This window comes from Cytobacillus oceanisediminis, assembly GCF_004366035.1.
Taxonomy (GTDB): domain Bacteria; phylum Bacillota; class Bacilli; order Bacillales; family Cytobacillaceae; genus Cytobacillus; species Cytobacillus oceanisediminis_C.
The window spans coordinates 15169-30106 of record NZ_SOEE01000013.1 but is presented as its reverse complement, the minus strand read 5'-3'; the positions used below and the strand labels follow the sequence as shown (position 1 = coordinate 30106).

General features: G+C 38.6%; 13 protein-coding genes. 11 read left to right on the top strand and 2 right to left on the bottom strand.

All coding sequences use genetic code 11. The features are described 5' to 3' along the window. Positions 1-12: 12 nt before the first annotated feature. Positions 13-237 carry a hypothetical protein gene (locus DFO72_RS24780; RefSeq protein ID WP_113884958.1) on the bottom strand — a complete coding sequence of 75 codons (225 nt, stop codon included), beginning with the start codon at positions 235-237 and terminating at the stop codon, positions 13-15. A gap of 391 nt (positions 238-628) precedes the next feature. Here DFO72_RS24780 and DFO72_RS29710 point away from each other — a divergent pair, with 391 nt between their 5' ends. Both DFO72_RS29710 and DFO72_RS24775 read left to right on the top strand, forming a co-directional pair. Continuing rightward, positions 629-796, top strand: a complete 168-nt coding sequence (locus DFO72_RS29710) for a hypothetical protein (protein ID WP_166672556.1) — start codon at positions 629-631, stop codon at positions 794-796. Between the two features lie 45 nt (positions 797-841). Continuing rightward, positions 842-1522: a dockerin type I domain-containing protein gene (locus DFO72_RS24775; RefSeq protein WP_113884957.1), complete on the top strand. Its 681-nt coding sequence runs from the start codon at positions 842-844 to the stop codon at positions 1520-1522. Between the two features lie 68 nt (positions 1523-1590). Here DFO72_RS24775 and DFO72_RS24770 read toward each other — a convergent pair whose 3' ends face one another. Beyond that, the gene (locus DFO72_RS24770) at positions 1591-2817 is read right to left on the bottom strand and encodes a helix-turn-helix domain-containing protein (RefSeq protein ID WP_113884956.1); all 1227 of its coding nucleotides are present in this window, start codon (positions 2815-2817) and stop codon (positions 1591-1593) included. 165 nt (positions 2818-2982) lie between these two features. Between DFO72_RS24770 and DFO72_RS24765 the strand changes: the two genes are divergently transcribed. From DFO72_RS24765 to DFO72_RS24725, 9 genes are all read left to right on the top strand, one after another. Next, positions 2983-3480, top strand: coding sequence for a protease inhibitor I9 family protein (locus tag DFO72_RS24765; protein WP_113884955.1), 498 nt, complete (start codon positions 2983-2985; stop codon positions 3478-3480). Between the two features lie 400 nt (positions 3481-3880). Further along, entirely contained in the window at positions 3881-8029 is a 4149-nt protein-coding gene (locus DFO72_RS24760) for a S8 family serine peptidase (RefSeq protein WP_113884954.1), read from the top strand. Between the two features lie 267 nt (positions 8030-8296). Beyond that, the gene (locus DFO72_RS24755; RefSeq protein WP_113884953.1) at positions 8297-8653 is read left to right on the top strand and encodes an aminotransferase yhxA; all 357 of its coding nucleotides are present in this window, start codon (positions 8297-8299) and stop codon (positions 8651-8653) included. Positions 8654-8691: 38 nt separating this feature from the next. Next, a complete protein-coding gene (locus DFO72_RS24750) occupies positions 8692-9090 on the top strand; it encodes a DUF350 domain-containing protein (RefSeq protein ID WP_009331584.1) in 399 nt (132 codons plus the stop codon). A gap of 16 nt (positions 9091-9106) precedes the next feature. After that, positions 9107-9565 (top strand): RNA helicase, encoded by a 459-nt coding sequence (locus tag DFO72_RS24745; RefSeq protein WP_113884952.1) that lies wholly within the window; start codon positions 9107-9109, stop codon positions 9563-9565. Then, positions 9565-10809 carry a glutathionylspermidine synthase family protein gene (locus DFO72_RS24740; RefSeq protein WP_113884951.1) on the top strand — a complete coding sequence of 415 codons (1245 nt, stop codon included), beginning with the start codon at positions 9565-9567 and terminating at the stop codon, positions 10807-10809. The genes DFO72_RS24745 and DFO72_RS24740 overlap by 1 nt, the downstream gene beginning before the upstream one ends. A gap of 4 nt (positions 10810-10813) precedes the next feature. Further along, entirely contained in the window at positions 10814-11842 is a 1029-nt protein-coding gene (locus DFO72_RS24735) for a potassium channel family protein (protein WP_113884950.1), read from the top strand. 83 nt (positions 11843-11925) lie between these two features. Continuing rightward, complete coding sequence (locus DFO72_RS24730; RefSeq protein ID WP_113884949.1) at positions 11926-12909, top strand: Ger(x)C family spore germination C-terminal domain-containing protein; 984 nt, start codon at positions 11926-11928, stop codon at positions 12907-12909. Between the two features lie 739 nt (positions 12910-13648). Then, entirely contained in the window at positions 13649-14911 is a 1263-nt protein-coding gene (locus tag DFO72_RS24725; RefSeq protein ID WP_113884948.1) for a helix-turn-helix domain-containing protein, read from the top strand. Positions 14912-14938 lie beyond the last annotated feature (27 nt).

Here is a 14938-nt window from a genome sequence, read left to right as displayed (position 1 = left end):
ACAAAGAGTTCCTTAATAAAGCGGCTGCTGGTTATGACAAGGCGGAAAACCATTAATATCCTGAATCATAAAGGCATCATATTGCTTTAGGGCAAATTGAGCTTGATACAAGTATTCTATAACAAGAACCTTTGAACCTGATACTCCGCATAAAACCCCTGTTGCACCTTGCCCATTGGTGAATGAAATCCCAACAGGCTGGCCGGTTAAATAGCTTATTTTTTGCTGCCAAGGCATTACCATCACTCCTTCTGTATGTCCTATTATATTTTGAAAAAATGGGTGCCTGTAAGATTTACCGTGTTTGAAAACAAGTTGCAGCTGAAATCTTTATAATAGTACAGGCTTTAAGCAGACAAAGCTTGGGGGAATGGCTTAAGTATTATAGACTGGTTATTTTGGCACACTTTGGTTATCTGCGCATATTTTTCAGAAGTTTAGTCCCTAGATCCTGGATTTTTAGGAATGAACACCTGTATCTTCTTGAGTAATTTCTCCTCTTAAACCCCCAATACAACAACTTTTAGAACTGTGCAATAATGTAATTGCGGATCAGAATATTGGTTAGATTCTGATTAAATCTTTCGATGTTTTTAAAAATCATTTATACAGGAATAGAGGGTGAGTATTGGAAAAAGTAATGATTTTAGTCAATGAGGAATTTAAGAAATATGCTGAGCAAAAAGGTGTAACCGTAAAACTAACTGAACCAGCGGTCAGTACAGGAAGCGTTAAAGTTGGAGCCTCGATTGATCAAAATGAGTTGAAAATCGATAAAGATCTTCCATTCTTATAGGTCACGTTTAAAGTCATTGGCGACAAATACTACGCCCCAGAGGACTTGTCTTTTGCACCAAGTGCGTTCAAATATAAGAAGACATCAAACTCAAATCCTGTAAATATCCGTGTATTTAAAGATAAGTCATTTACGATTCTGGCTGGACACTCTGTCGTGAATGGAAATATTCTGCCTGAAGCTTTCTATAAAGAAAATGGACAATTGGATTATTCAATTGACTATTCTAAGCTTGGGGCGAAAGTCTATGCAAAAGTGGCAGATGGTAATACCTACGAAGCATCTGAAATCTTTGCTAATGGATACTTTACAATCGATAACCTTCCATTATCAGAAAAAGAGTATGAAATCTATGTTAAAGTACCAGGCCACCTTACAAGCAAATTAACGACAAAACTTGTGCAGAATGTCGATGGAGAACTAGCAGGGGTACGACTGTTAGCGAAAATGGATAAAAACGCTGCAGGTGATGTCAATGGGGACATGATGGTTGATATCCAAGATGCGATCATCTCCGTTTTCTCATACGGAAAAGAAAACGCTGGGGTAAATAAAGGAGACGTTAACCAGGACGGAAAAGTAGATGAAACCGATCTTCGATTCATCGAGAAAAATTTCTTGGAAAAAGGACCTGATGCCAAAGAGAGTAAAAAGCCAAAAGAAAAACATGGCAAGGTTACATTGGAAAAATTATTCCGTTCCATTGGTCTTGAACTAATAGAGTGACAAGCATTCAAAAATGCCAGGATGATATTCCTGGCATTTTTGAAAAAAATAGTAACAAATCCCCTTTATCAGCCAGAATTAATTAAAATGTCCGCCAGCTCAAGTGCTTTGCCTTTTTCGTCGGTTTCCAAATAATAATTAAAAAGTTCCTTTTCGTATCGCTGTACTAAAGTTACATAACCACACTTTTTTAAATATGGTAAGGCGTCAGAACTTAAGTAACTAAAATATTCACTCTGTTGATTGTTGATCAAATAGAGAAGAAGCTTGAAACTGATTAGATATAAATACTGGTTAATCTCCCTTGCCACCGATAAACCATCTCGGCAAAGGGTTATTAATTCATGTTCCGATAATAGATTCCCTTCAAAACAGCTGCGAATGAACCCTTCTAGGGAGGTTAAGTATACTGCTGATTTTTTTTTAAGAACCATTGATTGTTGATACATTCTGCTGGCATCTTCGTATTTGTGCCTGCTATAGTGTTCAAATGCTAAGTTGTGCAGCAGTCTTGCCTTTTTATCGGAGGCTTTGCACTGCTCGCAGGTATGGATTAGTGCTTTATACTGCTCGACTATTTTTTGAAAATCACGGTATCCTTCACTTTCTCGTGTCATCAGCATGATCATTTCTGCATCAATCATTTTAAGTATATTATTAGTTTTAATAAAATATTGCAGAGATTTCTCTGCATAGTAGTAGGCCATTATTTTTGAATTTACGGCAAGATAAGAAGTGGCAAGGTTTAGATAATACTCAGGATTCTTATAATCTTCAGGGTTAATTGTTTTTAATATATTGACAGCTTTTATCATATCCTGTTTAGACAAGTAAGAAATACCTAAAAGATGCTTCAGTAAGTTACTCTCGTAGGGTGGTAAATTTTTATTTTTAATTTGTATCACTTTAATGATTATATCGGCCTGCTCTAAATTATTATGCATAAGATAGTATCTTGCCTTTAGCAGTTCAAAAAGAATTTGATAATCTGTGATCTGAAGTAATGGTTCTTTTTCCAGCTCGTCTTTAATCTTTTTAGCTTCATCAAATAGTTCCTTTATGATTGCATCATGCCAGTGATTTAAAAGCTTCTTTGTATTTTTATATCGCTTTACCTCCTCTTCAATATTAATTCCGAGCCGTTTCGAAAACAGCGAGGTGATTTGCCGGGAATAATCTGTCATCCCCCTCTCAATTTTACTAACATGTGTATCAGAGCAAATCCCCTCACCAAGCTGCTGCTGTGTTAATTTAGCTTTCTCTCGATAAAATTTAATAATTTTTCCTTCATACATGCAAAATTCACCCCGTAGCTGCAAGTAGAATTTTTAAATATTAGTCTGGTAATTTGAATTCTTTATATCAGTGTTGGCTCTATTATATTGGGATTTGATGTAATTATATTTTTAAAAAATTCTATCAAATTAGCAAATTTTTCGCTCTTAAAGGAAGGAGTTAGAATGTCCAGCAAGAAGTGTTACGTTATAGTTCTTTTAATAGTTATGTTTATAGGTGGTTGTCAGGGCACTAAAGGAGAGAATGCCTATCAAAAAGAAGACAAGGTGGTGGGAAAAAAGATGCATTCGTCAGCCAAGGTAGATCCATCCATTGACCTTTCAAGCAATCAGTACGTACCCATTATCATTGAATTCAAAACCAAGCCAGCAAAAATAGCTGTTTTGGAAGCAAAAGAGAAAGGAATCACACTGACATTAGAGGAAGCTAAAAGACAAGTTGAACAAAATCATCAAACGTTTCGGAAACTATTAACAGTATTAGATGAAAAAAATATCCCTTATAAGGTCAAACACACTTACAAAACTGCGTTTAACGGAGTTTCCATGGAAATGCCAGCTAATGAAATAAAACGATTATTGAGTTCTTCTGTTATTTCTAAAATTTATCCTAACAAACAAATTCAGCTTGACCCGCCTATTAATCCTTCAGAGCAGATGTAAGACAGATCTGTCAGGTGTTCAACTTGGGGAAATAATAAAGAAACCCAGCTAATCTTATGTGAAGAATAGCTGGGTTTTTGGTGTTAATCTACTTTTTTATAATCCTGCCCTTTTGAAAGTAAACTATAGCTCAGCCATTGATTTTCAATTCCATCTGTGATCTTTTAATCCTATTGGGATATAATGATAGGTTTATTGGCATGACTCTTTTGTCTCGTTGAATAGCCCATGTAATTATTTCCACGCATCCTCTAATTTAACTGATATTTTACTATTTTTTCCAAATCTAGGACTATATTTATTTTAAAAAATAGAATTTGATGAATTTTTTCAAAAGTTAAATTTCATCAAATTTAAATAGAATGGATTTATCACCAGACATGAAAGAAGGGAAAGACGAATGAAAAAGAAGATTACCAAAAATGTCGCATTGTTGGCACTTAGTACAGGTCTTGCATGCAGCAGCCTTGTGCCAGTCACCTTTTCACAACAGGTTCATGCACAGTCAGCTTCAGGAATTGAACAAGTGCTGGCAAAGCTTACCCCAGAACAGCGTCAAGCGATTAAACAATTACAAACGAATGCCCAAGGAGGGCTGCAGCTATCTCCTGAAGTAGATCAAAAGAGCAGCGATTCCATTTCTGTCATTGTTCAATTTAAGGACATGCCGGAAAAGACGGCGATGCTGGAAGCGGAAATAGAAGGAAAAACCCTGTCTAGCACAAAAGCAAAAGAAAAAGTAAATGCATCGCATGAAACCTTTCAAAAGGATCTGCAAACGATTTTTAAAAATGAGTTAAAACAAAAGAAATCACCTTACAAAATCAAGCGTGCATACAAGCATGCATTTAATGGTGTGGCGATGACGATCCCTGCCAACAAGGCAAAAGCGCTGCTTGAATCTGATGAGGTAAAGGCTGTTTGGAGTGATTTGGAAGTTCAAGTCGAGCCGCCTGTAACAGAACAACAAAAATCACAGGACAAAGCAGAACCAAATAGGACGATTACGTTTCCTGGCATTGAAAAGCTTCATCAAGAAGGCTTTACGGGCGAAGGTGTGAAGGTAGGGATTCTGGATACAGGAATCGATTATAATCATCCTGACTTAAAAGGTGCCTATAAAGGCGGATATGATTTCGTGGATAACGATAATGATCCGATGGAAACAACGTATGATGATTGGGTGAAAGCTGGAAAACCATATGGAGTACGAGCCTATTATACCCAGCATGGAACTCATGTGGCGGGAATCATTGCTGGCCAAGGGACGAACGAGTCTGACACTGCAGTAACCGGAGTAGCACCGGATGCTGATATTTATGCATATCGTGTGTTAGGTCAATACGGTACGGGCAGTACTGGGACGATCTTAGCCGGCATCGACCAAGCAGTGGAGGACGGTATGGATGTGCTGAACATGTCGCTTGGTGCGAACTATAACGACCCGCTTTATGTGACGAGTATTGCCGTGAACAATGCCGTGCTGGCAGGCGTAACAGCAGTGGTGTCAGCAGGAAACTCAGGGAACGGAATGTATACACTTGGTTCACCTGGCACCTCTCCATTAGCGCTTACAGTCGGGGCCAGTGACACTTCTATCACGATTCCTACATTTAAAGGAACGCTTCATGCAGATACAAATGTATCTGCGGATTTAAAGCTGGTTGCTAAAGGGCTTGACGACAAAATAGAAGAATTAAAAGGACAAAATTTGCCGGTTATAGATGGAGAGAACGGTTCTTATAATGGCAAAGATTTGAATGGAAAAGTTATCCTTGATACACGCGGATATATTGATCTTCGCTCTATGATAAATAATGCGAAAAAAGGAGGGGCGAAGGCTCTCCTATTATACAACGCCTATCCGCTGGAAGATGTGTATTTAGGAGAAGGGTTTGATTCTATCCCTGTATTCTCTCTAAGCGATGAACGAGGAAATGCAATGAAGCAAGCACTAGCTTCAGGGAGTGCAACATTCTCCTTTGATGCAATGGGTGATCCAGTTGTGACTGGAGGAGACGTATTAGCTGACTTCAGCTCTCGCGGTCCATCCCGCGTATTGTATGATATTAAGCCGGAAGTAACCGCACCAGGGGTATCTGTCATGTCAACAGTACCGTCTTATATGCATGGAGAAGATCAAATCGGTAATTATCAATATGCATATGAATCTTTATCTGGTACATCCATGGCAGCGCCAAATGTTGCAGGAGTAGCTGCGCTTTTAAAACAAGCTGATCCGGACATGACGCCAGCAGATATCAAAACGAGGCTCATGAATACAGCGGATCCATTAAATGGAGAATATAGCGTATTTGAAGTAGGCGCAGGACGAGTGAATCCGCATAAAGCGGTTCATGCTCAAACAAACATTCAAGTAAATGACGAGACGGAAACGAGTAATGGAGGAGCCGCCACTCTTGCAGATGAAGGAATCCAAACGATTAAAGAGACGACCGGTGCCCTCAGCTTTGGCGCACAGACAATAGATGGAAAACATATAAGAGAGATGCGCTCTGTCACGCTTTACAACAACAGCGAAGAAACAAAAACATACGAAGTGAATGTTGAGTTCCAAACATTGGAAGGAAGGTTTGCCAACGATTATTCCCGCGTAGCCAATGATGCGGCTGCCAACGGTGTCACTGTGGAGACAAAGAAAACGGTGAAAGTGAAAGCGGGTAAGAAAAAGAAAACCGCGGTGACGATGCTAATTCCAAAAACGGCTGAATTAGGAAATTATGAAGGATACGTTGTGTATACGAATAAAGACAATCCAAATGAAACTTATCGAGTCCCATTTGGCATTCATACAGCGGAAGAGGGCATTGATCATATTGAGGCAAGTCCTCCTGCCTTTACAGTAGCGAGTGAAGCAGGCTATAACGGATTAAAATGGGGTGTTGGACTTTACTTCCAATTAAAATCTCATATGCGTTCATTGGATCTATTCTTGGTCGATCCGAAAACGAATAAAGAAATCGGATTCCTTGGCTCCTTTGACGGCATGGGTGCAGATGAGCATATTGAATATCGTCTAGGCGGCGCTATGAACGAGGGGTATTACTATCCGTTGACGGGAGATCCGGATAACCCGATTGCGTATGATACGGCACAAACTAAACCAGGGTTATACAAAATCAAGATGGTTGGGACTAATGATCATGGGAAAACCTTTAGTTCAGATACCCCGGTTTACTTTAGCGTTACACAGCCAACACTTGATCTAAATGTGGACTCTGGTGTGGTTGAATATAGTCCGGATCAAACAACGGTCCCATTAACAGGTTCTGTGTACGATCCGGGTGTGGAAGAAATGAAAGCCGGCGGCATGGATATATCTCAAGCCAATAATAAATTTGTCTACCAGTTTGGTAGATTCACAACCGAGGTTCCATTAGACGCTGACGGAAACTTTACGTCAGAGCTATCACTGATCCCGGGTGTATCAGTGCTTCCGGTGACCATGTATGCAGAAAACATGGCGACAGTTCGGAACTATTCTAGCGTTAAACATGTATATTATGTGAAACAAGGTACTCAGTATGGGACAGCTATTCCTGATAAACAGAAAGTAACAGCGGGCGATACGGTGACGCTTACCATTTCGATGAACAATTTGACTAACATGAAGCAAGCGATATATTCATTTATAAATCCACTATCGAACGCCGAACTGATAAGCATTAAACCTCACTCGTCTTTGAATGGGAAAGTGGATATTCAGACAGTGAATACGGATGTAGAAATGGATGGACGTACGAGGAAGAAAACAGACATTACCGCGACATTAACCGATGATGCGGCACAAACAGGAATAAGCGGATCGTTTCCGATGGTGGATGTCACATATAAAGTGAAAGAAGATGCTCATAGTGGAGAAATAAATTTAGAACAATTCAAATCATCTTATACCAATACAGATGATACTATGAAATCCGTAGATAGCATCACGATTCCTTACCAGGTGGAACGAACGCATTCCGTTCTGAAGTCTTGGGTCAACCCAGAAGCATTCGGGAATCCTTATATTCCTGGGGAACCATTATCACAAATTGATTTCGTAAAAGCGGGTGCAAAAGTGAACGTAACAGATGAAGCCGGAAATGAATATCCAAACACGCTTGGAACTAGTGTTTTTGGTTGGTCTTTCCATTCAAAATTACCGCTAACGGATAAACCATTCACGGTAGAAGTAGATATGCCAGGACATTTCACTGTGAAGAGAACCTTTACAGTCGGCTTGAAAGAAAATGGTGAAATAAAACCTTTTACAGAAACAGTTTATTATAGACCTGCACATGCCGGGGATGTGAACAAAGATAATGTGATTGATGTAAAAGACGCACTTTCCATTCAATCGAATTGGAGCACAGACAAACGCGAAGCAGATATCAACTTTGATGGTGTAGTAGACGCAAAGGATATGCAATATGTCATCAATAATTACTTGATGCAAAACCCTTGGATGGATAATTCACCAACACCGGTTAAAACACATAATGGACAAACATTAGATAGTGTGTTGAAGGCATTAAATATACAGTAAGAAAAATACGGGAGCAGCGGCCAAAAGGCCGTTGCTTTTTTATGAGGTTCCTGTAATAAAGAGCAGATAAATCCCTTTAGGGGCGAGGGGACAGGTGCATTGTCCGGAAGGATCACTTTTCTTGGACGTAGATCCCGTCACTTTGTCCTTCACATAATGTTAATAATTGAAATTAGCTGTTTCAAAGGCTATTGTTCAAGAAAATAAATGTTTTCGAATCTTTTGCAGATTATATTCGTAAATTAGAAAGTGTGAGGAAGCGGGGTGATGATATTGACAAAAACGAGAAAAATGATGACGGGCATTACATCAACGGCACTTATGCTTGGTCTTTCCGGCTGTGGGTCAAAGTCTCAGGGAAATCCTCCTCTGCCTGAGGATTCGAGCTGTACTGATTGGGAGTGGGACGAAGATGACGGTGTATGGGAATGTGATGACAGCCGTTCCAGTTATTATAGACATTATTATTATGGAGGCCAATATTTTAAAAACAAAGCAGCTTTGTACAAAAGCAAGGATTTTCTAACCTATAAAAATAGCTCGTCTTTTAAAGGGGGAAGCAATTCTGAATCGGGACAGAAAAGCTCTGGGTTTGGAAGTGGTTCAAAGAGCTATGGAGGATAAGGCTTAGGGTAAAGAATTGATTGAAAGGGAGTATGTTTATGAACTTATATGTAAATTTTGCTTCGTATTTAGGAGTAGCGCTGCTTCTTTTGGCTGCCGGAATTGTTCTGTTTATGATCAGTACACCAAAATTGAAGGAAATTAGCTTAATTGCAGAAAAGAATGTTTCGGCAGCATTGGTGCTTGGAGGAAAGATTATTGGTCTTGCCATTGTTTTGGGGGCTGCAGCTGAATACTCCATCTCACTTTTCGACATGGTCATATGGGGAATAATCGGCATCGTTTCGCAGGTAATCGTATTCATTTTGGCAGAAGTTATCACCATTCGTTTCAGTATCCATAAGGCAATCGAAGATGATAACCGTGCTGTAGGTGTCATGCTGTTTTCCTTATCATTGGCAATCGGCTGGATCGTGGCAAAGTGCCTATCTTACTAAGAAAGCTGGTTAATGGATGAAAAAGCTGACGTATTATATCGACAAAGGGAAAGGCGAATACGAACCTTTTTATGAGTATACCACTCAATCTGTGGGAATTGATGAATTATATGCCAGGCAGCTATGCACTTATTTTATCATGAGAGGCCAGCAGTACGAGCTTATTTCCAACGAGATGGATGGAGAAGAGGAGATTCTCGTCATTAAGGACATAGGAAGAAATCCACATGTGCTGGATGAAAAAGTTTTCCGCGGAAAAGGGCTGAATATCGAGTTTCGCAGATACCGTGAAATGGAGAATTATAAACTGCTTTCCATTATCCCCTGTCAAACTCACTTTGACATCATTCGCTATCTTTTAAAAGATATTGTTGATATTCCCGGAATTGGGCAAAAGCAAGTGACCTCTACGGAAATCGACGAGGATCGGGGCGTATATGTTCTATATATCAAGGACATAGGAGAGAAGGAATAGTGGATAAAAAAGCCTACCATGAAAAAAGAAACAGGTTTTACCGCAAAATAAATCATTTCTGGGCCGATCTATATGGGGAAGAATATGCACTATATGATATTGCCTATATCGATAGAACCGAACTTGAACGTATTCGGACTGTCAGTGATAGAATTGGCAAAATATTTTTTAAAGTGTGCAGCCTGCTTCGAGAAGTGCCAGATCGGACACTTATTGAAATGGGATTTCCGAAAGAAACGCTTTCGTTCATCAGACTGAAAAGCGTTGCCTCAGACAGCGTTATTGCCCGGCTTGATCTAATCCCATACGGAGCTGGCTATAAATGCATCGAAATCAATGCAGATACCCCAACATTTATTAAAGAGCTTTTCCGTGTCAATAGTGAGGTGTGCAAAGAATTTGGAGCAGAAGACCCAAACGAGGGAATGGAATTTCTACTGAGTAAAGAAGTTTATGGAAGTATTGAACAATATGCTCGGAAATTGAATTTGAAAACACCCAATGTTGTCTTTACTGCCCATGAAGACAATCTCGAAGACCGGGAAACCGTCCGATATATTCAAGAGCTTTCCGGTGTGGCTTCTAATTTTATCCCTCTTCACAAGCTGCAGATTCAAAGAGGAATTGGGCTTTTTGATGAGAAGGGATCCAGAATTGATATATTATACCGCCAGACTTTCCCGATTGAGAACTTAATTTCCGATAAGGATGCAGATGGAAACAGGATTGGTTTATGGCTCCTGGAACTGGTCGAGGCGGAAAAGCTTGCGATTATTAATCCCCCTTCCGCATTTTTGCTGCAAAACAAAGCGGTACAGGCGGTTATTTGGGGATTGCACATGGAAGAACATCCATTTTTTACAAAGGAAGAGCATATATGGATTGAGGAATCCTTCCTTCCGACCTATCTTGAACCGGATTATTTTATTATGTCAGGCCTGCCATATGTCAAAAAGCCTGTATTTGGAAGAGAAGGTGATACGGTTGAAATATATAATCAGGAAGGTTTCCTTACCCATGCTGACGTCCAGCAATCATATGCTGAATATCTGCCAGTTTACCAGCAATATGCAGAGCACCCTGCTGCCCATTTCAATAGTGAAAAGGGAATACAGAAGGGCAGACTTTTATTGGGAAGCTTCCTGCTTAACGGGAAACCGTCAGCTGCAGGATATAGAATAGGAGGAGCGATTACAAATAATCTCTCCTATTATTTGCCGTTCGGGATTAAAAAAGGGGGGTGAAAAAATGTGGATTCTACATAAAGTTTTTTTGAAAATGACGAAAATAAGTATATTGCAAGCATTGGCTCTTGCGCTATTTCTCATTGTCTTCAGCAGCATTACGATGAGGGCAGCCGAGCCGGAAACATTTCCGCGTTTTATTGATGCTCTGTGGTGGACGATGACCACACTTGTCACAGTAGGGTATGGAGACTATTTTCCGGTAAGTGATTTTGGGCGAATCTTTACCATGCTGCTTCTTTACACATTTGGTATTGGCGCAATGGGTATCATCATAGGGAAGGTCTTTGAAAGCTTCAGCATGTACCGGAAATGGAAGGAGGAAGGAAAATTGACTTATTCGGGAAAAGGGCATTATATACTCATTGGTGCATCAAAAGAAAAATTGGAAAATGTGGTGGAGGAGATCCTTCACAGCAAGCAAAAATGTGATGTTGTCATTGTTGACCATTCTGAAAGAACACCCATGGAGCATGAGAGGATCCATTTTGTCAGCGGAAATCCTGCTGAAGAGGATGTGTTAATGAAAGCCAATATTCTGGAAGCAAAATCAGTTGCCATTTTTTCGGATGACCGAAATGACCATGCTGAATACTCCGATGGAAAAACACTTCTTATTGCTTCCAGGGTTGAACATATCTCAAAGAAAAATGAGAAAAGCATCTACACCATTGTTGAAATTAAAAAGGATAAGCACGTTTCCTTGTTTGAACACGCAAACGTTGATGAATTAATCCTTTCAAATGACTCTATCTCCCGTCTCATGGCTCATGCGGCCATCAATCACGGTTCAAGCAAGCTTTTTAATCAGATGCTGAGCAGCTCTGAAGGAGAGAATCTTTATGAAATTAAGGCTAAACCGCATTGGAGCACATACAGGGATGCAGCGATGGAACTTTTTGAAATAGGAGCGACTTTAATTTCGGACGGCAGTTCTCTTGATTTAGCCCGCCGTCATCATGAATTAATTCCTGAATCAGCGAAATTATTTGTGATTTGTGATGAGACTACATATCAAAAAATTATTTCATAAAGATTTATTGTATTAGTCCTATTTTACGCTTGAAAAATTATACGAATGGTATAACCTTTGACACTTCTGAAGATGAACCTGATATGCTTCAAACATCTGTCCGGGCATTAAATATACAAGGATCTGGTGGAGGAAAGTTTACCATTAAAGATGAAATGGCCAAGTCAAAAGGGAAAAATGTAATTGAAATTGATATTAATTATACGAATAAAATTCCTGGGGAGCTGGATTTAAGCAAGGCATACGTCATTGTGATAGGGGAGGAATTAGCGAAATCAAAAGGGATTTTGCCATTGTTGGAACCGATTGGAAGATCGAGGTATGGAGATATTACTTCAAAGGTGATGATTGCAGAAGGAAGAGGCACGGATATCTTGTCCATTCAAATGGAGAATAGTCCATTAGCATTTAGATTATTAAAGATGTTCGGAAACGCTGAGGAAAGAACTCACATACCAAAAGAAAACACTTTTTCGATATGGAATAAGATTACAGACCATGAAGATTCCATAATCCCACTCGTAAGAAAATCGGGTCCCAATCAGATCGAAATTTCAGGTACTGCTCTTTTTAATGGGGATAAATATACCGGATATTCTCTGTCACCTGAGCAATCCACATTACTATTAATCATGGACAACCGTTTTAACAAACTCAATTTTTTTAATATAGACCATGACAATAAAGAGATGAACCCCTTTGCCATTATTATTAATAGAATCAAACACCAGACAAATCTAAAGCTGGATGAAGATAATAAAGATGGGGAAATTGTCTTTGAGGTAGATATCAAATTAGATGCAGAAATCAATTACTATGAAGGCATAATATCAAATAATGACATTAAAAAATTTAACAGACTTGCTTCTGATTACTTAACTGACCAAGCAAATAAAGTGACAAATATATTAATTGATGCTGAAAGTGACGTACTAGGTATCCAAAAGGAAATATCAGTTCAGTACCCGCAATATCTTAATAATAAAGAATGGAAAAATGTTTATAGTAAGATTCAAATTAAACCAAATTTTAGTGTTGAAATAACGGGTACCCAAAATATAAAGTAACTTTCAATTTTATACAATAATGTAATTGAACAAAAGTGAATTAAGTTACTCATTGATAATAATGGGAGAGGAGATTTTTCAGAACTTTGAATTAGAGGGATTAGTGGAAAAAGGGGACCAGAAACTAACGAAGCTGTTGAGCCAATATTTCACTAACCGCTTAGAGGATCTCCAGAATATGTCCATGCCGATTGTTGTAGGAATAGGAATCCAAAACAATGAGATGTAGCAATGTAAGATAGCGCTTCGAAAGTATTACTTTCGAAGAGAAAGTGCAAAATGCAAAAGCCGAGATTGTTTATTACCATTTGATGTTGAAATAGCAGTTAGTCAGGAGAAGTGACTAATTAAACTTCTGACTTTAGTGTAAAAATAATGAGTCGCAAAATATAAAATAACCAGTTAGAATAGATTGTATAATTGATATTGTAGAATTGATAATCCCCTATTTGTATACATCAATATAAAAGTTCTGGTGATCATCGCTTATTATTGATTCCAAGAGAAAACCATTTTACCTCATTTTAAATATTCTTTTCACTGTTTTCTTTGGGACGTTCACTTCCTTCTGCAGTGACCCTCTATACTGTCATTCGACTCTAATAAAAAGTCATTAACAAGATATTTTCTTATTTGAAGAAACAAGAAAGCAGTCAAGGCGAAAATAGATGCTATCACTTAGGATCAAGCCATGAAGGGTGGACTTTATTATTGGCAAAAAGGAAAAGGTGAATAAATCATGAATGTTGCTCTATTTCAAGAAATTCAAAAATATATGCAATTAAAAAATTGGAATAAAACACAACTTTCAAAGGAATCCGGTATTCATATTAGCGAGATTAGCCGGATACTGAATAATAGGCAGCCGCTTTCTCTGCAAAATTTAGATGCAATTACACATGCTCTCGGCCTTTCTGAAGGTTTACTGTATTCATACTATATAAAAGAATGTCTAAACGAAGGAATTCGCATTGATAAGCGGAGAAGTATACAATTCTTGTATAAGTGTGCAGCAGAAGGGCGTAAAAAGCATTTTAGTAATTTGATAGATTTAATGCTGGAAGAAAATTCAAAAACATTTAGAAAGAAAAATTTATTATACATCTTTTCTGTAGCCGAAGAGCTATTTCAGGCAGGAAAAGGGGAGCAGGCTCTTCCACTCTATGAAGTTATTATTGAGAATGATTCCGATCGTTTTTCTGAAAATGTAGCAATCAGCTATTTCAGGAGATTTTATATCGTAAGATTGACAGACAAAGGCCAGCATGCACTGACTCATGTACTAGATCAATTGGCATACATGCCAATTGATATTAGGAAAGAAGCATACATGTGGATCATGGCAGATTACTATCGGCGGGAAGATTGGGGGCAAGTACTGATTTATGCTGAAAAATTAAAAAAAATGGAAGATGGAGGCGAGTATTATGGGCGGGCTTTGATGTATAAGAGTTTTGCTCTGACAAGATTAGGTGCCTCACTTGAAGAAGTATTGGACCTTATTAAAGAATACGCACATATAAACGAATTCTTTTCAGATATAGCTGTTGGAAATCGCTTTGTTGCCCTTTTGGATTTTGGACAGTTGGAATATGTGGATGAATATCTTTCCTGGCTGGAACATAGGGACGATATATATGCCGGTCTGCCGAGGATATTGGAGTCGTATATACAGTTAAATCGATTAGGGGATTCAAAAAGATTAATAGAAAGATTCAATCATGTCATTAAAGATATGGCCATAAGCAAGGAACCGTGGCTAAAAGAAAAGATGTATTGGGATTTTCGCTACGCTCATGCTTTGCTTCAATGTAAATGCAATCAATTTGAAAAAGGTTTAATGGATCTATTAGAAGTGGCAGCAACATCAAACAAAATAGGTAACATAGAAAGGTTTAAAAAGTGTCTGTTAGCCTTTTGGCAATACAGAATTTATGCTGATGCCCTCCATGAAGAGAAATATACCCAGTTATTAATGACTAATCAAGTTGAAGCTAAGTAGTTCAAAAAATTAATCTTTTATCTTAAT